Annotated in this window: 18 protein-coding genes, 4 tRNA genes and 1 riboswitch; of the genes, 6 read left to right on the top strand and 16 right to left on the bottom strand. The window is 60.3% G+C overall.

Annotated features, from left to right (window positions below; all coding sequences use genetic code 11):
- Positions 1-2: 2 nt before the first annotated feature.
- Both J2Y83_RS21950 and J2Y83_RS21955 read left to right on the top strand, forming a co-directional pair.
- The gene (locus tag J2Y83_RS21950; protein ID WP_247395937.1) at positions 3-191 is read left to right on the top strand and encodes a YgaP family membrane protein; all 189 of its coding nucleotides are present in this window, start codon (positions 3-5) and stop codon (positions 189-191) included.
- Positions 192-385: 194 nt separating this feature from the next.
- Positions 386-751 carry a YidH family protein gene (locus J2Y83_RS21955; RefSeq protein ID WP_253398240.1) on the top strand — a complete coding sequence of 122 codons (366 nt, stop codon included), beginning with the start codon at positions 386-388 and terminating at the stop codon, positions 749-751.
- 254 nt (positions 752-1005) lie between these two features.
- Here the strand turns inward: J2Y83_RS21955 and J2Y83_RS21960 are convergent.
- Positions 1006-1082, bottom strand: a tRNA-Arg gene (locus J2Y83_RS21960).
- Between the two features lie 324 nt (positions 1083-1406).
- On the opposite strand from J2Y83_RS21960, the gene J2Y83_RS21965 reads away from it, so the two are divergent.
- From J2Y83_RS21965 to J2Y83_RS21975, 3 genes are all read left to right on the top strand, one after another.
- Positions 1407-1634: a hypothetical protein gene (locus J2Y83_RS21965; RefSeq protein WP_253398248.1), complete on the top strand. Its 228-nt coding sequence runs from the start codon at positions 1407-1409 to the stop codon at positions 1632-1634.
- Between the two features lie 11 nt (positions 1635-1645).
- A complete protein-coding gene (locus J2Y83_RS21970; protein WP_253398250.1) occupies positions 1646-1825 on the top strand; it encodes a PA3371 family protein in 180 nt (59 codons plus the stop codon).
- Between the two features lie 389 nt (positions 1826-2214).
- Positions 2215-2541, top strand: a complete 327-nt coding sequence (locus tag J2Y83_RS21975) for an Arc family DNA-binding protein (protein ID WP_003193592.1) — start codon at positions 2215-2217, stop codon at positions 2539-2541.
- A gap of 102 nt (positions 2542-2643) precedes the next feature.
- Here the strand turns inward: J2Y83_RS21975 and mgtE are convergent, their stop codons facing one another.
- The 8 genes from mgtE to ltaE form a co-directional block, all read right to left on the bottom strand.
- Positions 2644-4086, bottom strand: coding sequence for a magnesium transporter (gene mgtE / locus J2Y83_RS21980; RefSeq protein WP_253398259.1), 1443 nt, complete (start codon positions 4084-4086; stop codon positions 2644-2646).
- A gap of 338 nt (positions 4087-4424) precedes the next feature.
- Positions 4425-4501 (bottom strand) — tRNA-Arg (locus J2Y83_RS21985).
- A 72-nt stretch (positions 4502-4573) separates the two neighbouring features.
- Positions 4574-4650: transfer RNA gene (locus J2Y83_RS21990), tRNA-Arg, on the bottom strand.
- Positions 4651-4760: 110 nt separating this feature from the next.
- Positions 4761-4851: transfer RNA gene (locus J2Y83_RS21995), tRNA-Ser, on the bottom strand.
- Between the two features lie 62 nt (positions 4852-4913).
- Positions 4914-5102, bottom strand: a complete 189-nt coding sequence (csrA, locus tag J2Y83_RS22000) for a carbon storage regulator CsrA (RefSeq protein WP_003175645.1) — start codon at positions 5100-5102, stop codon at positions 4914-4916.
- Between the two features lie 172 nt (positions 5103-5274).
- The gene (locus J2Y83_RS22005) at positions 5275-6516 is read right to left on the bottom strand and encodes an aspartate kinase (protein ID WP_253398261.1); all 1242 of its coding nucleotides are present in this window, start codon (positions 6514-6516) and stop codon (positions 5275-5277) included.
- 97 nt (positions 6517-6613) lie between these two features.
- Entirely contained in the window at positions 6614-9232 is a 2619-nt protein-coding gene (gene alaS / locus J2Y83_RS22010; RefSeq protein WP_253398263.1) for an alanine--tRNA ligase, read from the bottom strand.
- A gap of 146 nt (positions 9233-9378) precedes the next feature.
- Positions 9379-10383, bottom strand: coding sequence for a low-specificity L-threonine aldolase (gene ltaE, locus J2Y83_RS22015; RefSeq protein WP_253398265.1), 1005 nt, complete (start codon positions 10381-10383; stop codon positions 9379-9381).
- A 192-nt stretch (positions 10384-10575) separates the two neighbouring features.
- Positions 10576-10745: riboswitch (FMN riboswitch) on the top strand.
- A 113-nt stretch (positions 10746-10858) separates the two neighbouring features.
- Here ltaE and J2Y83_RS22020 point away from each other — a divergent pair.
- Positions 10859-11368 (top strand): 6,7-dimethyl-8-ribityllumazine synthase, encoded by a 510-nt coding sequence (locus J2Y83_RS22020; RefSeq protein ID WP_017849205.1) that lies wholly within the window; start codon positions 10859-10861, stop codon positions 11366-11368.
- 132 nt (positions 11369-11500) lie between these two features.
- Here J2Y83_RS22020 and astE read toward each other — a convergent pair whose 3' ends face one another.
- The 7 genes from astE to J2Y83_RS22055 all read right to left on the bottom strand — a co-directional run bounded on the left by astE (position 11501) and on the right by J2Y83_RS22055 (position 19314).
- Positions 11501-12505 carry a succinylglutamate desuccinylase gene (gene astE / locus J2Y83_RS22025; protein WP_253398266.1) on the bottom strand — a complete coding sequence of 335 codons (1005 nt, stop codon included), beginning with the start codon at positions 12503-12505 and terminating at the stop codon, positions 11501-11503.
- An 11-nt stretch (positions 12506-12516) separates the two neighbouring features.
- Positions 12517-12807, bottom strand: a complete 291-nt coding sequence (locus J2Y83_RS22030) for a topoisomerase II (RefSeq protein WP_253398268.1) — start codon at positions 12805-12807, stop codon at positions 12517-12519.
- A 23-nt stretch (positions 12808-12830) separates the two neighbouring features.
- On the bottom strand, positions 12831-14177 hold the full coding sequence (astB, locus tag J2Y83_RS22035) for an N-succinylarginine dihydrolase (protein WP_253398270.1): 1347 nt from the start codon (positions 14175-14177) through the stop codon (positions 12831-12833).
- 150 nt (positions 14178-14327) lie between these two features.
- Positions 14328-15797: a succinylglutamate-semialdehyde dehydrogenase gene (gene astD / locus J2Y83_RS22040; RefSeq protein ID WP_253400430.1), complete on the bottom strand. Its 1470-nt coding sequence runs from the start codon at positions 15795-15797 to the stop codon at positions 14328-14330.
- On the bottom strand, positions 15794-16819 hold the full coding sequence (gene astA, locus J2Y83_RS22045; protein ID WP_247407690.1) for an arginine N-succinyltransferase: 1026 nt from the start codon (positions 16817-16819) through the stop codon (positions 15794-15796). The genes astD and astA overlap by 4 nt, the downstream gene beginning before the upstream one ends.
- A gap of 50 nt (positions 16820-16869) precedes the next feature.
- A complete protein-coding gene (gene aruF, locus J2Y83_RS22050; protein ID WP_253398272.1) occupies positions 16870-17889 on the bottom strand; it encodes an arginine/ornithine succinyltransferase subunit alpha in 1020 nt (339 codons plus the stop codon).
- Positions 17890-18093: 204 nt separating this feature from the next.
- Positions 18094-19314 carry an aspartate aminotransferase family protein gene (locus tag J2Y83_RS22055; RefSeq protein WP_253398274.1) on the bottom strand — a complete coding sequence of 407 codons (1221 nt, stop codon included), beginning with the start codon at positions 19312-19314 and terminating at the stop codon, positions 18094-18096.
- Positions 19315-19508: the final 194 nt, after the last annotated feature.

Consider the following 19508-nt stretch of genomic DNA (forward strand, 5'->3'; position numbering starts at 1 on the left):
TCATGAAAGCGAACCTTGGAACCATTGACCGTAGCCTGCGCATTGTCGCCGGCCTGGTTCTCATTGGCCTCAGTCTGATGGGCGTGATCGGCTGGTGGGGTTGGATCGGCTTAGTGCCACTGGCTACTGGTCTTTTCCGTTTTTGCCCTGTGTACAGGTTGCTGGGCATCAAAACCTGTAACCGTTGCTGAGCAAAAACCCATAGCGTTCACGTGCATGAGGCCATTGGCGCAGCCGATTTCGTGGCTATGCGCCAAGCACGGGACGCTGCGTTGGGCATGTGCGCGTTGACGCCAACAGCTGGATCTATAAACGTACACACCGAGTATTTTTGTTTAAATCTGCGTGGTGTCGTTTCAAAAGCTGTTTGAACAAGGAAATTTCAATGTCCGACCTGAACGATCCGCGCGTGTTCTTTGCCGCCGAGCGCACATTGCTGGCATGGAACCGAACCAGTCTTTCGCTGATGGCATTTGGCTTTGTGATTGAACGATCCGGGCTACTGCTGCAGATGCTGAAACCGGACGTTCCGGGTTCTCCCGGAAAACACTTTTCGTTCTGGATCGGGCTGGCTTTTCTGATGCTGGGCTCATCGGTTGCCTGCTGGTCATCCTGGCAATACAAAAAGGTGGTCAAGACCCTCAGGCCCGTTGAGATCCCCCTCGGCTACAGCGTTAATACCGGCCCTGGCATTAATGTCATTACTGCAATCCTGGGCGTTTTGCTCATGGTCTATTTGTTCATGATGTGAGCAAGACTGGCCTGCGTGACCTCACTCGACGTCCCCAATGGGCGGTAGACGGGTGCCGTCGAGCATCTCCCGGCGAGTGAACGAGTGTGATCCTGGCTCACCTTTAGACCCTGATTATGTGAGTCGCCCTTCAAAAACAAAAAAGCCCCGCCAGAGCAACGCCCGGCTGGGCTTTTTGTTGGCCTATTGCTGTCACCCTACTGTCATGGGAAAAATGAGCTGGCAGTGGATCGGCGCGAGAGACCTTATTTGTATGGTGTCCCAGGGCCGGTTCGAACGGCCAACCTTCCCCTTAGGAGGGGGATGCTCTATCCAATTGAGCTACTGGGACAAATGACAGCCATCGGGCCAACGGCGCTGCGACGGACGGCGTGCATGTTAACGGCCAAGGTGGGTTTTGTCATGTCGTCCGTAGGCTTTTTGAGTGTAAGCCAATGCTTGCGCCACTGATCCCGGTTTCGCCCCGCAAATCCGGGCACCTGAGGCTATCGTGCAAAATGCATTACACCAAAATGCCAGCATTGCAAATTGCAACCCGAGCGCTGTTTAGATTAAACTCAAACCATTGATTTTATTGAAATAAAACATTGGCACGGCATCTGCAACACTTCTCCCACACATCCATTCGGCTGAACCCGCTGCGGAGAAGATGACGATGAACAGCACCCTTCTGTTAGCCCTCAATACCGTAGCCCTGGCCGCACTGGTGATGTTTCATTTTCAGTCGAGCGTCAGCGATGACGTCGCGCAGATCCGCCAGCCCGTGCCGCATCATCTGCAACAACGCCCGCAATTGGCGGTGATGACGGCCAACCCGCAATCACCTGTGCGCCTTACCCAAAGCACGCAGACCGCGCCCGCCACTGAACACTGGGTTTTCTGAGGAAGCCTTCCATGTCCAAAATCGCCTGGCTGTTTTTGTGCCTGACCGTCGTAACTGCCGTACTGGGTATGTCAACCTCGTCCCAGGACGCTCACGCCACCACCCTCATCGCCAGCGCCGTGTTCGGCAGCCTCCTGTTGTTGACGCTGATCGTCGGCCGCCGAATCAAATTCGACCCCGTGCTGCGCTGATTCTCCGCGGCCCCTGCACCGACCTTATGTCGCCTCGCGCTAGTAAATCGGCAAATTGCCACTAGTCTTAAAAACAAGGGCAAAAGGCCATATTGCGATACGATATGCGACTCCAACCCTTTAGCAGCAACGGCTTGCGGGATGATGGACTGTGGCGATCGCCCGCAAAAAAGTTTTCCAACCAGCCCGCAAAAATGCAAATCAGTACTGGCATAAAGCCTTTAGGCAGTTCAATATTTGTCACAGAATTGACGCCAAGGAACCGGCAAAATTGAGGCATGATGCGGCCTCTTTGCAATTCAGGTTGAACTTTGGTCGTGAGCCTTGTCTTAACACTCATCTTGCGGCCAATTCCAATAACCGCTCCCCTGAACTAACCGGTTAAATATATGCGCCCATTGAAACAGGCAATTTATTCCAGCCGCACGGCTGACAAGTTCGTCGTACGTCTGCCAGACGGAATGCGGGAACGCATTGCCGAGGTGGCTCGCAATCATCACCGCAGCATGAACTCCGAAATCATCGCGCGCCTTGAGCAGAGCCTCATTCAGGAAGGCGCGTTGGGTGAAGAGTTAAGCATGCGCCTGGACAGCCCTGAGCTGTCACTGCACGAACGCGAACTGCTGCAGCGTTTTCGTCAGCTCTCCCACCGCCAGCAAAATGCCCTCGTTTCGCTTATTGCACATGACGTTGAGGCGGCCGCAGAAGCCAATTGATCTGCCCCTGAAAGCCGAAGCCAGCCACGTGCTGGCTTTTTTTTGCGCGTAATTCGGGAAGGCAATACTGGGCGGGGGCTGGGTTGCCCCCGCCGCGAGGGGTCAGAGCAGGAAGATCGTCGCCAGGCCAAGGAAGATGAAGAAGCCGCCACTGTCGGTCATGGCGGTAATCATCACACTGGCACCCATGGCCGGGTCGCGCCCAAGGCGCGCCAGGGTCATGGGGATCAGCACCCCCATCAGGGCCGCCAACAGCAGGTTAAGCGTCATGGCGGCGGTCATGACCACCCCTAGCGACCAGCTGCCATACAGCAAGTAGGCCACGATCCCGATCACGCCGCCCCACACCACACCATTGATCAGCCCCACCGCCAATTCCTTGCGCATCAGGCGCGAGGTGTTGCCGGTATTGACTTGGTCGAGCGCCATGGCGCGCACGATCATGGTAATGGTCTGGTTGCCGGAGTTACCGCCGATCCCGGCGACAATGGGCATCAACGCCGCCAGCGCCACCAGCTTCTCGATCGAGCCTTCAAACAGCCCGATCACCCGCGAAGCGATAAACGCGGTGATCAGGTTTACGGCCAACCACGCCCAGCGGTTACGCAGGGAGCGCCAGACCGACGCAAAAATATCTTCCTCTTCACGCAGACCCGCCATGTTGAGGACTTCGGTTTCACTTTCTTCACGGATCAGGTCGACCATTTCATCGATGGTCAGACGACCGATCAGCTTGCCGTTCTTGTCGACCACCGGGGCCGAGATCAAGTCGTAACGCTCGAATGCCTGGGCGGCATCGTAGGCGTCTTCATCCGGATGGAAACTCACCGGATCGTTGGCCATCACGTCCACAACCTTCTTCTCGGGGTCGTTGACCAGCAGGCGCGTGATCGGCAACACGCCCTTGAGAATACCTTCGTAGTCGACCACGAACAATTTGTCGGTATGCCCTGGCAGCTCTTTCAGGCGACGCAGGTAACGCAGTACCACTTCCAGGCTGACGTCTTCGCGGATGGTGACCATCTCGAAGTCCATCAGCGCGCCGACCTGGTCCTCGTCATAGGACAGCGCGGAGCGCACACGCTCACGCTGCTGGCCATCGAGGGTTTCCATCAGCTCATGGACAACATCACGGGGCAGCTCGGGGGCCAGGTCAGCCAGTTCGTCGGCATCCATCTCCCGGGCCGCGGCCAGGAGCTCGTGATCATCCATGTCGGCGATCAGGGTTTCACGGACGGAGTCGGATACTTCGAGCAGGATGTCGCCGTCGCGGTCGGCCTTGACCAACTGCCAGAGGGTCAGTCGATCATCCAGCGGCAAGGCCTCAAGGATATAAGCGACGTCGGCGGAGTGCAGGTCATCGAGCTTGCGTTGCAACTCGACGAGGTTTTGCCGATGAACCAGGTTTTCGACGCGGTCGTGGTTCGGACCTTCCTGGCGGTGCGTGAGGTCTTCGACCAAGCGCTGGCGCTGCAACAGCTCGATAACTTGAGCCAGACGATCCTGCAGGCTTTCTTGTGTTTTCTTTACTTCTACTTCGGTCATAGGCGAACTCCACTCCCAGCAGCGGGGCACGCCGGAAGGATCAATCAGTCAATTCATGATTGGTAAAACGGGGTACTGAGTAACTACTGGGTAAGTCCATGGAGGTATTCCACAAGCCCCGGCGGGGCTGACGGGCGCAATGATACACCGCCCGCCGCTTTTAACGTCAAAAAACTGGTAAGAACAAGCGCTTGCGAGCCAAAGCTGAGGACTGGCCGCATCTATGAACTGCGACGCCGCCGCGCGAAAGGAAAACACATGAGGTGGGAGAAAAAGGCTAAATCCTACAAAACCCCCAGACGGCAAAAAGCCCGCACTCGGCGGGCTTTTTGTTTGTATGGTGCACTCGACAGGATTCGAACCTGTGACCGCTCGGTTCGTAGCCGAGTACTCTATCCAGCTGAGCTACGAGTGCAGATTGTGTTTTTAGACCAGATCACAACTGGTTGTAACAAAATCACCTGCATTACTGCAACTGACTCTTAAATGGTGCACTCGACAGGATTCGAACCTGTGACCGCTCGGTTCGTAGCCGAGTACTCTATCCAGCTGAGCTACGAGTGCATTTGTTGCAATGCGCATTATAGGCCGTTCAATCTCTATGTAAAGCGATTTTTTCGAGTAATTTCAACAACTTACCGATAAATCCAGATTGCAACGTACTAAGCAAATAATGGCGGAGAACGGGGGATTCGAACCCCCGACACCCTTTTGAGGTGTACTCCCTTAGCAGGGGAGCGCCTTCGGCCACTCGGCCAGCTCTCCGCAACACGGGGCGTATATTAACCACGTTCTTCCCCGTTTGCAAACATAAAAAACGATAAAAATTAAAGGCTTGGTTCTTCGTCCTTCTCTTTCTTGATCCGCAGATAGATTTCCTCGCGATGGACCGCTACCTCTTTCGGAGCGTTAACCCCAATACGCACTTGATTGCCTTTGACGCCGAGCACGGTCACGGTGATTTCGCCATCACCAATAATCAGGCTTTCTGCGCAACGACGGGTCAGAATCAACATACCTTTCACCTCACGCACTTCAGTTCAGGAACAACAGTCTGCAAAAAAAGGCCTTCGACCTACGGCTCAACGGCCATAGCCCTACCGGCTAAGTATTGTCGAGCCCGTGCAAAACACACGCGCCCTACAAAAAAATGAAAGGCGCGGTAAACCGCGCCTTCCTGGCATTGCGTCACTCGCCCTGTCGGGCCGGAGCGTCCAGCTCAAAAGCGGTATGCAGCGCGCGTACAGCCAGTTCCAGGTACTTCTCTTCGATCACCACCGAGACTTTGATTTCCGACGTGGAGATCATCTGGATGTTGATGCTTTCCTTGGCCAGGGCCTCGAACATGCGGCTGGCAACGCCAGCATGGGAACGCATGCCCACGCCCACGATCGACACCTTGGCAATCTTGGTATCGCCGACCACTTCACGCGCGCCAATCCCGCTCGCGGTGTTCTGCAGGATACGCTCGGCCGCTTCGTACTCATTGCGATGAACGGTGAAGGTGAAATCGGTGGTGTTATCGTGCGAAACGTTCTGCACGATCATGTCGACTTCAATGTTCGCGCCGCTGATCGGGCCGAGGATCTTGAACGCAACGCCCGGGGTGTCTGGCACGCCACGGATCGTCAGCTTGGCTTCATCGCGGTTGAAAGCGATGCCGGAAATGATCGGCTGTTCCATGGATTCCTCTTCATCAATAGTAATGAGGGTGCCCGGACCCTCCTTGAAGCTGTGCAATACGCGCAGCGGAACGTTGTACTTGCCGGCGAATTCCACCGCACGGATCTGCAACACCTTGGAACCGAGGCTGGCCATTTCCAGCATCTCTTCGAAGGTAATCTTGTCCAGGCGCTGGGCCACGGACACCACGCGCGGATCAGTGGTGTAGACGCCGTCCACATCGGTATAGATCTGGCATTCGTCAGCCTTGAGCGCGGCCGCCAGGGCCACACCGGTGGTATCCGAACCGCCACGCCCGAGGGTGGTGATATTGCCGTGCTCGTCAACGCCCTGGAAACCGGCGACAACTACCACACGACCAGCCTTCAGATCAGCGCGAATCTTCTGATCATCGATCTGCAGGATACGCGCCTTGGTGTGTGCGCTGTCGGTGAGGATACGCACCTGACTGCCAGTGTAGGACACCGCCGGCACACCGCGCTTGTTCAGCGCCATGGCCAGCAGGCCAATGGTCACCTGCTCACCGGTGGACACGATCACATCCAGCTCACGCGCCAGCGGTTGTTGATCGCCGCTGATGGCCTTGGCCAGTTCGATCAGGCGATTGGTCTCGCCGCTCATGGCCGACAGCACCACCACCAGGTCATCGCCGGCGTCGCGGAATTTCTTAACCTTGTCGGCGACCTGCTCGATTCTTTCGACAGAGCCGACCGAGGTGCCTCCAAATTTCTGTACGATCAAAGCCATTTCTAAGCCGCCTCAGCCCGTAAAGGGGCGCCCAATAAACCAATCTTCCAGCAACCGAGCGAGCCCGTGACTAGACCACGGGCTCATTCACAGCGCCTTAAATGCCTGCCTCGACAAACGGCACGGTCAAGGCCAGGGCCGCGTCCAGGGCACCGGCATCAACACCACCGCCTTGTGCCATGTCCGGACGACCACCGCCCTTCCCGCCCACTGCCGCAGCGGCTTGCTTCATCAAATCACCGGCCTTGAGTTGGCCAGTCAGGTCTTTGGTTACACCGGCAACCAGAACGACCTTATCCTCATGGACACTGCCGAGCAGGATCACTGCGCGGCCGAGCTTGTTCTTCAACTGATCGACCAAGGCCAACAACGCCTTGCCGTCCTGGCCGTCCAGACGCACCGCCAGGACTTTCACGCCCTTGACGTCCTGCGCAGAAGCCGACAGGTCGTCGCCTGCCGCGCTGGCCGCCTTGGCTTGCAACTGTTCCAGCTGTTTCTCCAGCGCACGGTTGCGCTCCAGCACGGCGGACAGTTTGTCGATCAGATTGTCACGGCTACCCTTGACCAGGCTGGCCGCTTCCTTGAGTTGTTCTTCGCCCGCATTGAGGTAGGCCAGGGCCGCAGCGCCGGTCACCGCCTCAATACGACGCACACCGGACGCCACACCGCCTTCGCTGATGATTTTCAGCAGGCCGATGTCGCCGGTACGATTGGCGTGGATACCGCCGCACAGCTCCACCGAGAAGTTGCCGCCCATGCTCAGGACGCGCACGTTGTCGCCGTACTTCTCGCCGAACAGCGCCATGGCGCCTTTGGCCTTGGCGGTCTCGATGTCGGTTTCCTCGGTTTCCACCGCGGTGTTCTTACGCACTTGGGCGTTGACGATGTCTTCCAGGGCCTTGATCTGCGCAGGCTTGATCGCTTCAAAGTGGCTGAAGTCGAAACGCAGGCGCTGGCTGTCAACCAACGACCCCTTCTGCTGGACGTGCTCGCCCAACACCTGGCGCAGTGCCGCGTGCAGCAAGTGGGTGGCCGAGTGGTTCAGCGCAGTGGCGTGGCGCACGTCGGCGTCCACCTGGGCGTCCACCGGCGAACCGACGGTCAGGCTGCCCGACGCCAGCACGCCGTGGTGCAGGAACGCACCGCCGGTCTTGGTGGTATCGCGCACATCAAAACGACCGGAAGAGGCCTTGAGGAAACCGCAGTCGCCAATCTGCCCACCGGATTCGGCGTAGAACGGCGTCTGGTCCAGGACCACCACGCCGTCATCGCCTTCACTCAGGACGTCGACCGACTGGCCGTCTTTATACAGGGCGATCACTTTGGCCGAACCGTGGGTGGCCTTGTAGCCAGTGAACTCGGTGGCCACGTCAACCTTGACCAGGCTGTTGTAGTCCATGCCGAAGGAGCTGGCGGAACGTGCGCGTACACGCTGGGCTTCCATCTCGCGCTCGAAACCTTCCTCGTCGAGGGTCAGGTTGCGCTCACGGGCGATGTCACCGGTCAGGTCCATCGGGAAACCGTAGGTATCGTAGAGTTTGAACACCACGTCGCCCGGCACCACGCTGCCCTGCAGGCCGGCGAGGTCTTGCTCGAGGATCTTCAGGCCCTGTTCCAGGGTCTTGGCGAACTGCTCTTCTTCAGCCTTGAGCACGCGCTCGATGTGCGCCTGGTTCTGGGTGAGTTCCGGGAAGGCTGCGCCCATCTCGGCGACCAGCGCCGCGACGATCTGGTAGAAGAAGCTGCCGTTGGCGCCCAGCTTGTTACCGTGACGGCAGGCGCGACGGATGATACGACGCAGCACGTAGCCACGGCCTTCATTCGACGGCAGCACGCCGTCGGCAATCAGGAAACCGCAGGAACGGATGTGGTCAGCCACCACTTTGAGCGATGCCTGGTCTTCATTGGCGCAACCGATGGCCTTGGCCGCAGCGGCCAGCAGGCTCTGGAACAGGTCGATCTCGTAGTTGGAGTGAACGTGCTGCATCACCGCACTGATCCGCTCCAGGCCCATGCCGGTATCCACCGACGGTGCCGGCAGCGGATGCAGCACGCCATCGGCGGTGCGGTTGAACTGCATGAACACGTTGTTCCAGATCTCGATGTAACGGTCGCCGTCTTCTTCCGGCGAACCCGGTGGGCCGCCCCAGATATCGGCGCCGTGATCGTAGAAAATCTCGGTGCAAGGGCCGCACGGGCCGGTATCGCCCATGGTCCAGAAGTTGTCGGAGGCGTAAGGCGCGCCCTTGTTGTCGCCGATACGCACCATGCGCTCAGGCGGCACGCCGACTTGCTGGGTCCAGATGTCGTAGGCTTCGTCATCGCTGGCGTAGACGGTGACCCAGAGCTTTTCCTTCGGCAGTTTCAGCACGCCAGTGAGGAAGGTCCAGGCGAAGTTGATCGCATCTTGCTTGAAATAGTCGCCAAAGCTGAAGTTGCCGAGCATTTCGAAAAACGTGTGGTGGCGGGCGGTGTAGCCGACGTTTTCCAGGTCGTTGTGCTTGCCACCGGCGCGCACGCATTTCTGGCTGCTGACCGCGCGGGTGTAGGCACGCTTTTCCTGGCCCAGGAAGCAGTCCTTGAACTGGTTCATCCCCGCGTTAGTGAACAGCAGGGTAGGGTCATTGCCTGGGATCAAGGAGCTGGAGGCGACACGGGTGTGACCTTGCTCTTCGAAGAAGCGAAGGAAGGCTTCACGGATTTCTGCGCTTTTCATTAGGTTCTTCCACGGAGTCTGAGGCCAAAGGCCAGTGCGCAACATCATCAGACGGAGCGACGGCAAAGGGCCGCATTATATCGGCCCTTTGCCGGTGGTACAGCGTGTTTATGTGATAGAAACAGTCAATTAGACAGTCTGCACGGTCATTTCCGAGAAAACTCGACGAATGCCTGCACCACTTGCTCAATCTGCGCCCGGCTCACGTCCAGGTGCGTGACCATGCGCAGACGCGGCGCGGCGCTCAACTTGATGCCGCGCTCGGCGGCAAATGCCTTCAAGGCCTGCGCCCGGTCGCCGAGCTGCACATAGACCATATTGGTCTGCACCGGCTCCACCGTATAACCGGCCTGACGCAGTTCATCCCCCAGCCATTGGGCGTTGGCGTGGTCGTCGGCCAGGCGCTGCACCTGATGATCCAGGGCATACAGCCCCGCCGCCGCCAGGGAACCGGCCTGGCGCATGCCGCCGCCGACCATCTTGCGCAGGCGCCGCGCCTTGGCGATCAACGCCGTGGAACCGCACAACACCGAGCCAATTGGCGCGCCCAGGCCCTTGGACAGGCACACCGACACCGAATCGAAATGCCGGGCAATCTCCCGCGCATCCACGTCGAGCTTGACCGCCGCGTTGTAGAGCCGCGCGCCGTCCAGATGCAGGGCCAGGCCATGTTCACGGGTGAACGCACGCGCCCTGGCCAGGTATTCCAGCGGCAACACCTTGCCCTGCATGGTGTTCTCCAACGCCAGCAGGCGGGTGCGGGCGAAGTGGAAATCATCGGGTTTGATCGCTTCGAGCACCTGATCCAGGTCCAGGGAACCGTCCGCCTGCACCTCCAACGGTTGCGGCTGGATCGAACCCAGCACGGCCGCGCCACCGCCTTCGTACTTATAAGTGTGGGCCTGCTGACCGACGATGTATTCCTCGCCACGCTCACAGTGGGCCATCAACGCCAGCAGGTTGCTCATGGTGCCGGTGGGCACGAACAACGCCGCGGCGAACCCCAGGCGCTTGGCCAGTTCGGCCTCCAGGCGGTTGACGCTGGGGTCTTCGCCATACACGTCATCGCCGCTGACGGCGCTGGCCATCGCATCACGCATGCCGGGGGTGGGTTGGGTCACGGTGTCACTGCGCAGGTCTATCACGGTCATTAAACTGGCCTCTGACGGGTTGGGCGTTTTTTTTTGTACTGACGATTACTGCGGGTAAAGCCACGGAATATCAAGCCCTATGCTGCGTCAATCGAATATCAATCAAACAAACCGATATAGGCTATCGATACGGCAATCGTGCAGTTTCTGAAAAACCATGTTAAAAACTCTGCGCCGCCAGGGTTCTGGCGGCAACGTTCTCAGGGCGGGGTGCAATTCCCCACCGGCGGTAATTGCGCGCAATGTGCATAGCCCGCGAGCGCTTGGCGCCTCGAACTGCTCCGGCAGGACGGCGACAAGGTCAGCAGACCCGGTGTGATCCCGGGGCCGACGGTCATAGTCCGGATGAAGAGAGAACGGGATTGGCGCCAAAGGGCCGCGCGCTGAGTTCATGCTTGCATGACCCAGCTGTTCGTACCCTTAAATCCCATTCGATCCATAACGCCCTGTTTTTTTCTTAAACAGGAGTCAGAACATGCAACCCACCGCAATCGATAGCAAAAGCAAAAACCACCACGGCGAGCGCGTCGCGTTTATCCAGGCCTGCTGGCACAAGGATATTGTCGACCAATCGCGCAAAGGCTTCCTCAGCGAAATGATCGCCCTGGGTTACCAGGAATCGGACATCGATTTCTTCGAAGTCGGTGGCGCCTTTGAAATGCCCCTGCACGCCAAGCTGCTGGCCAAGACCGGCCGTTACGCCGGCATCGTTGCCGCGGCCCTGGTGGTGGACGGCGGCATCTACCGTCACGAGTTCGTGGCCCAATCGGTGGTCAGCGGCCTGATGCAGGTGCAGCTGGAAACCGAAGTGCCGGTGTTCTCGGTGTCCCTGACCCCGCACCACTTCCACGCGGGCAGCGAGCACCATGCGTTTTTCCATGATCATTTCGTACACAAAGGCCAGGAAGCGGCACGCACCTGCGCCGACACCTTGCACAAGGTGCGGGCGATCCGCCGCAGCGAGCCGCGTGCGGTAGCAGTTTAAGCAACACCGCAAAACAAAATGTGGGAGGGGGCTTGCCCCCGATGGCGGTGTCTCAGCTACAGATGAGCTGACTGACACTCTGCTATCGGGGGCAAGCCCCCTCCCACATTTGGATCCGGTTAAGGCTGAGATCTACGCCAACCCGGCGTCCGTGGTCGGCACGATCAATATCCCTGCGCGCAAGCCATTCTTCACCTTCGGGTTCGGGAAGATGATGCGCGCGCCCTCCTCCTCGATCACCCAGCGGGTCTTGGCGACGTCCTCGGCGAGCAAGTAACCCTGGGCCAACGGCGAAAAGTTTTCCACGTCCGCCGGCAGGTGCAACAGGAATGCATCGCTGTGCTTGATGACTTCGCGGGACACGGCAAACAGCTGCAGGCCATCCAGGCTGCCGGTGTCCGGCTCGGTGCCTTCGATGATCTGCGTCAGCCGGGTTTCCAGGCGCGACACGTCCACGCCCTGGTTCTGCCCGAATGGCCGTGCCTTGCCCAATTCCAGGGTGAAGGCCTCGGCGTCCAGTTGCTCATAAGTAAAGGCGGAGAAGGTGATCGAGGTTTTGTTCTGCAGCAGCACCGCCTGCATACCGGCGGCGCGCAAGCGCGCCAGTTCGTGGCGTGAATGCTGACGCCCGTCCTTCCACGGGTAGAGCGCAAACTGCTCGACCTTCGAGCCGCGAATGGCGGTGTGCAGGTCGTAATGCAGGCGCGCACGGCCAGGCAGGCTGAAGAAGCTGCGAGCCAATTGTTCCAGCTCGGCGGCGCGCATGGCTTCAGGGCCGATGTTTTTTTCGTGACGGCCGTTGAACAGCCGGTTGACGTCCAGTTCGAGGAAACGCTCGCCGCGACGCATGGCCTCGGGGTTGCCGAACAGGAACAGAATACGGGTGCGGGGTTTGATCTCCCCACGGGCGATGCCATGCAACAGGCGGTCGAGCAGTTCGATCGGCGCGGTTTCGTTGCCATGGATGCCGGACGACAGCAGCACGTCGCTGCCGTTGTCCCGCGCTTGCGGCGGGCGCACTTCGAGCGCGCCTTCGCTGAGCCAGCGCATCTGCACGCCGTCGACAGTCAGTTGAATTTTTTGCGCCGGTTCACGACCGGCGAGCGTCAGTTCAAGGAGTTTGCCGAGGGCGAGCATAAGCAGCTTCCTTAGTGGTTGCAGCCTGGGCCGTGGACGTGATCGTCGTCATCACCCTCAACGTCGGCCGGTTCCATTTCCAGTTGCAGGCTCATCAGGTTGGTGGCCAGTGGGCGCATCAGCAGGTTGGCGTACTCGGCGTCGCCTTCTTCCACATCCACACCGATCAGCAGTTGGCCCCGGCCGTCGTGCTGAATCCAGACTTCCTTGCCCTGCCAGATCACGGCAACGCGGGTGCAGGAGGTTTCCAGTTGGGTGCCGTCGGTGTCTTCAAGGATCAGTTGCAGGGTATCGGTGCTCATAAATAGCTCTCAGCCGTGTGGCGTTAATTGATCTGGAAAGGATATACCGCGCCCAGTTTAAGGATTTGCGTCAGTTCATCCAATGCCGTCCGGCATTCAAGCAGCAATTGCGGGTCAGCCAGGTCGCTTTCGCGCAGGCTGTCGCGGTAGTGCTTGTCGACCCACTGGGTCAGCGTTTCATACAGCGGCGCGGTCATGATAACCCCTGGGTTCACCGCCGCCAGCTCGGTTTCGTTCAACGCCACGCGCAAACGCAGGCACGCCGGGCCGCCGCCGTTCTGCATGCTTTGCTTGAGGTCGAAGACCTTGACCTCGCGGATCAAACCACCAGCAGCGGTGAGGCCCTGCAGATACAGCCAGACGCGCGTGTTGGCGCGGCACTCTTCCGGCACGATCAGCAGCATCGAGCCGTCGGCGCGGGTCAGCAATTGGCTGTTGAACAGGTAGGAACGCACGGCGTCTTCGACGCTGACCTGGGCACGCGGCACACACACCGACTGGAAGTTACCGCCCAGCTTGCCCAACTTGGCCTGCAGCTCGCCAAGCATCTGCTCGGTGTTGAGGAACGCGTCCTCGTGATAGAACAGCACTTCGCCATTGCCCACCGCGATCACGTCGTTATGGAACACGCCGGCATCGATCACCGCCGGGTTCTGCTGGGCGAAGACCACGCCGTCATCATTCAGGCCGTGCAGGCGGGCGACGGCTTGGGACGCTTCGAGGGTCTGGCGCGCCGGGTACTTCTGCGGCGCCGGGTAACGGGTGTCGAACGCGCTGCGGCCGAACACGAAAAACTCGACGCCCGCCTCGCCATAGTCACGGCAGAAACGTGTGTGGTTGGCCGCGCCTTCGTCGCCGAACTGCGCCACCGCCGGCAACGCGGCGTGGTGGGCGAAGTGTTTCGCATCGGCAAACATCGCCCCCAGCACACGGCTGGTGGTCGGGTGTTCGATGCTGCGGTGGTATTTGCAGTTGAGGTTGGCGGCGGTGAAATGCACGCGGCCATCTGCCGTGTCGGCGCTCGGGCTGACGGTGGCGGCGTTGGCCACCCACATGCTCGACGCGGAGCAACTGGCGACCAGCAGCGGCATGGCCTGCTTGGCCGCTTGCTGGATGACCTGGGCATCGCTGCCGCTGAAGCCGAGGTTGCGCAAGGTGGCTACGTCCGGACGTTCTTGCGGTGCGAGCACGCCTTGCACAAAGCCCATGTCCATCAGCGCTTTCATTTTTTGCAAGCCCTGCAACGCCGCTTCCTTCGGGTTGGACGCCTGCTGGCTGTTGCTCTGGGACGCGACGTTGCCGTAGGACAAACCGCCGTAGTTATGGGTCGGCCCCACTAGACCGTCAAAATTGACTTCATAGGATTTCATCGGCGAGGCTCCACGAACATCTGTTTTTATAGGCAATCTTCAACACACCCCGGGTCAAATGTGGGAGGGGGCTTGCCCCCGATAGCAGTCTGCCAGTTGATGAATCAGGCGACTGATCCACCGCTATCGGGGGCAAGCCCCCTCCCACATTTAGATCAGTGTAATGCCGGGGGTGAGTGTGGCTGGAACCACGAGGCTCGGGGTCTCCAGCGACGCCACCGGGTACGCACAATAATCCGCCGCGTAATAGGCGCTGGCGCGATGGTTGCCCGATGCCCCGACACCGCCGAACGGCGCGGTACTGGCGGCGCCGGTCAATTGCTTGTTCCAGTTGACGATCCCAGCGCGGCTTTCCAGCCAGAACTGCTGGTAACGCGCTTCGGAATCCGACAACAAACCGGCGGCCAGGCCGTACTGGGTGTTGTTGGCTTCGGCAATCGCCGCTGCGAAATCAGCGTAGCGGATCACCTGCAACAGCGGGCCGAACAGCTCTTCGTCGGCACGTTCGCTCACCTCGGTGACGTCAATGATGCCCGGCGTCAGCAACGCAGCCTGATCCTGCGGTTGGGTCATTTCCAGCAGCGCCACGGCGCCGTTGGCCAACAGCCATTCCTGGGCGTCCATCAAGGCTTTCGCCGCCGCCAGGGAAATCACCGAACCCATGAACGGCGCCGGTTGTTGGTCGAACGCACCGACGGCAATCGTCGCGCTGACCGCCACCAGCCGCGCCAGCAACGCATCGCCCCAGGCGCCTTCGGGCACCAGCAAGCGACGGGCACAGGTGCAGCGCTGGCCGGCCGAGATAAACGCCGATTGAATGATGGTGTACACCGCCGCATCCACGTCGGCCACTTCATCCACCACCAGCGGGTTGTTGCCGCCCATTTCCAGGGCGAGGATCTTGTCCGGGCGCCCGGAGAACTGCTGGTGCAGGTGGTTGCCAGTGCGGCTGGAGCCGGTGAAGAACAACCCGTCGATACCCGGGTTGGCCGCCAGGGCGATCCCGGTTTCCCGCGCACCTTGCAGCAGGTTCAACACGCCCGCCGGCAGGCCCGCTTCGATCCAGCATTGCACGGTCAACTCGGCGACTTTCGGGGTCAGCTCGCTTGGCTTGAACAACACGGTATTGCCCGCCAGCAACGCCGGGACGATATGGCCGTTAGGCAGGTGGCCGGGAAAGTTGTAAGGGCCAAACACCGCCACCACGCCGTGGGGCTTGTGACGCAACACAGCGGTGGCGTCGCCCAGCGGGCCGCTCTTCTCGCCGGTACGCTCGCGGTAGCTTTGCACCGAGATCGCGATCTTGTTGGCCATGCTGGTGACTTCGGTGGCCGATTCCCACAGTGGCTTGCCGGTTTCTTCACCGATGCAACGGGCGATTTCATCGGCGCGGTTTTTCAAGGCAGTGGCGAAGGCTTCGAGCACGGCGATGCGCTCTTCCAGCGAACACCGGGCCCACGCCGGAAACGCCTGGCGCGCGGCCTGCACGGCGGATTCGACCTGCTCGGCGCTGGCGCCATTACCGGCCCACAGCACGTGCTGGGTCACCGGGTTGCGCGACTCGAACAGTTCACCCTGGCCAGCCAGCCAGCTACCTGCGATATACAGCGAATTCATTATTTCGACTCCCGAGCAGCAGACAACGGTACGGCACGCACTTGATCGCCCACCACCAGTTGCAGGCGTTTGGCGGTCAATGGATCGACCACCAGCGTGCCTGCCGCCAGGCGAGCCGGTGCGGCGGTGATGCGGCACTCTTCGCGCTTGCGGTTATGGATCAGGAACGGCGTGGCGTCGTCCCCCGGCGTGCCGATGGCCAACACCAGCGACTGGCTGTCGCGCACCGCACGAATCTTGCTGGTCTCACATTCCACCGCCGGGCCGGCGTCGAAAATGTCGACATAGCCCTGGTAGCTGAACCCTTCGCTCTTGAGCATGCTCAACGCCGGCTCGGTGTCCGGATGGACCTTGCCGATCACGTTGCGCGCATCCTCGGACAGGAAGCAGCTGTACAGCGGAAATTTCGGCATCAGCTCGGCGATAAAGGCTTTGTTGCCCACGCCGGTGAGGTAGTCGGCCTGGCTGAATTCCATCTTGAAGAAGTGTCGGCCCAGGCTTTCCCAGAACGGCGAACGCCCGGCTTCGTTGGACACACCGCGCATCTCGGCGATGATCTTGTTGCCGAACAACTGCGGAAACTCCGCGATAAACAGCAAGCGCGCCTTGGCCAGCATGCGGCCGTTGAGGCCGTTGCGGTAATCGGCGTGCAGGAACAACGAGCACAGTTCGGAGTTGCCGGTGAGGTCGTTGGCCAGGAACAGCGTCGGGATCTCGCGGTAGATATTCAGCTCCTGGGAGGCGCTGACAGTCAGGCCGACCCGGAAGTTGTACCAGGGCTCGCGCAGACCGACGGCACCAGCGATGGCGGAAATGCCCACCACTTGGCCTTCGTCGTTTTCCAGCACGAACAGGTAGTCGGCATCCCCGCGCCCGGCTTCGCCGCGGAAGGTTTTTTCCGCCCAGCCAACCCGGTGGGCCAGGCGTTCTTCGTTGGCTGGCAAGGTGGTCAGGCCGGTGCCGGTGCTGCGCGCCAGATCAATCAGGGCCGGTAAATCGCTGCTGCGTACGGGACGAACGATCATGCTATCTCCTCAGACGGGCCGCCCGTTCAGGCCACCCGCAAAACTCTGCTTTAAACCGCAACCAAACGCACGCTGGCGCCTTCACCGACGCCCAGGGCTTCGGCCGCTTCCAGGTCCAGGATCACCGGTTTACCGGGCGCGTAGTCCAGCTCCAGCATCACCGCGCGGTAATCCTGCAACTGCGCGTTACTCACCAGGTACTGGCGACCGACACCCTTGACCCGCTCGCCGATCTTCACTGGCACCACACGGCTTTGGGCGATCGAACGAATGCCCGAAATACGCGCGTGCAGCGTCGGGCCGCCGTCGAAGATGTCGATGTAGTGATCGGTCTCGAAGCCTTCGCGCATGAGGATGTCGAAGGTGATCTGCGCACGCGGATGCACCTGGCCCATCGCTTCCTGGGCTTCATCCGGCAGCAGTGGCACATAGATCGGGTAGTGCGGCATCAGCTCGGCGAGGAACGTCCGGCTTTTCAGCCCGCACAGGCGCTCGGCGGCGGCGTAGTTGAGGTCGAAAAAGTTGCGCCCGATGGCGTCCCAGAACGGCGAATCACCGTGCTCGTCGCTGTAGCCGACAATCTCGGTCACCACCGAGTCGGCAAAGCGCTCGGGGTGGCTGGCGACGAACAACAGGCGGCCACGGGAGTTGAGTTCCGACCACGGCGAACCGACCAGCTCCGGCACCACGTAGAAGCTGGTGAGCAGGCTGTTGCCGGTGAGGTCGTGGCACTGGGAAAGCACGTGGATCTTGTTGTGGATCTTCAACTCGCGGGAGGCGTGGACGAAGGTCTCGTTACGGAAGCTGTAGAACGGTTCCGAGTAGCCGGCCGAGGCGACGATAGCCGAGCAGCCTGCGAGCTTGCCGGTCTCGGTGTCTTCGAGCACGAAGAAATAGCTTTCTTCACCGTTGAAACTGACCTCGGCGGCGAAGGACGCTTCGCTCGCGGCGATCTTGTCGCTCAGGCGTTCCACATCATCCGGCAAGGAGGTGACACCAATCGGGCTGTCCGCAGCCAGACGCTGTACCTCGCCCAGATCAGCCATTTGCGCGGGGCGCATCACCAGCATGGTGTCACTCCTTAACTCGAAAAACTCATAGGAAAAAGTACCGGACGGGTCAGGAACAACACATATCCAATGTGGGAGGGGCGGTGCGACGATTCGACTTGCCCCCGATAGCAGTCTGTCAGTTGATACATCTGGTGACTGATACACCGCTATCGGGGGCAAGCCCCCTCCCACATTTGACCCAGTCCGGCAGATAAATGTGTATCAGGCTTGGGTCAGTGTTTTAACAGCACGCTCAAAACGGTCCAGACCTTCATTGATGTCCGCATCCTCCACCACCAGGCTCGGCGCGAAACGCACCACGTCGGGGCCGGCTTGCAGGATCATCAGGTTTTCTTTCTCGGCCGCGTTGAACACGTCCTTGGCCTTGCCTTTCCAGGCGTCGCTCAACACGCAACCGAGCAGCAGGCCCAGGCCACGCACTTCGCTGAAGATCCCGTATTGTTTGCCGATCTGTTCCAGGCGGGCCTTGAACAGGTCATGCTTGGCGTTGACGCCGGCCAGCACTTCAGGCGTGTTGATCACGTCGAACACCGCCCCCGCCACCGCGCACGCCAGCGGGTTGCCGCCGTAGGTGGTGCCGTGGGTGCCGACCACCAGGTGCTTGGCCAGCGCCTCCGTGGTGAGCATGGCGGCAATCGGGAAACCGCCGCCCAGGCTCTTGGCGCTGGTGAGGATGTCCGGCACCACACCGTAGTGCTGGTAGGCGAACAGGTGGCCGCTGCGGCCCATGCCGGTCTGCACTTCGTCGAACACCAGCAGCGCGTCGTGGGCGTCGCACAGTTCGCGGGCGCCTTGCAGGTAGGCCAACTCGGCCGGCAGTACGCCGCCCTCGCCCTGGATCGGTTCCAGCACCACGGCGCAGGTCTTGTCCGACACGGCGGCTTTCAGCGCGGCCAGGTCGTTGAACGGCACGTGGGTGATGCCGGTGATCTTGGGCCCGAAACCGTCGGAGTACTTCGACTGGCCACCGACGTTGACGGTGAACAGGGTGCGGCCGTGGAAGCTGTTCAGTGCCGCGATGATCTCGTATTTCTCGCTGCCGAAGCGGTCGAACGCCACGCGACGGGCCAGCTTGAACGCGGCCTCGTTGGCTTCGGCGCCGGAGTTGCAGAAGAACACACGCTCGGCAAAGGTGGCGTCGATCAGCTTGTGGGCCAGGCGCAGGGCCGGCTCATTGGTGAAGACGTTGGAAACGTGCCACAGCTTGTTGGCCTGTTCGGTCAAGGCACCGACCAGTACCGGGTGGGCATGGCCCAACACGTTGACCGCGATGCCGCCGGCAAAGTCGATCAGCTCGCGACCCGCCTGGTCCCACACGCGCGAACCTGCGCCGCGCACGGGGATGAATGCGGCAGGTGCGTAGTTGGGCACCATGACCTGGTCGAAATCGGCACGTTGCACCGGGGCTTGCTCAACGGACATCGGAGTCTCCTGAAGAGGAACGCCTGCCTGGAACTGGCGGGCGATGCAGGGATTGTAAGGACAGTTTTCAGTGCGGCCTTGCCGCCAAGCGACAACTTCTTATAGCGCCAACCCGCGATTTTGGCGGGTTTACGCCAATGCGACAAATAGCATCGCAATGGCGCAGTTTAAACGCTCGCGGGTCACAGCGGCAG

It is taken from the genome of Pseudomonas marginalis, from assembly GCF_024169655.1.
Lineage (GTDB): Bacteria > Pseudomonadota > Gammaproteobacteria > Pseudomonadales > Pseudomonadaceae > Aquipseudomonas > Aquipseudomonas paraveronii.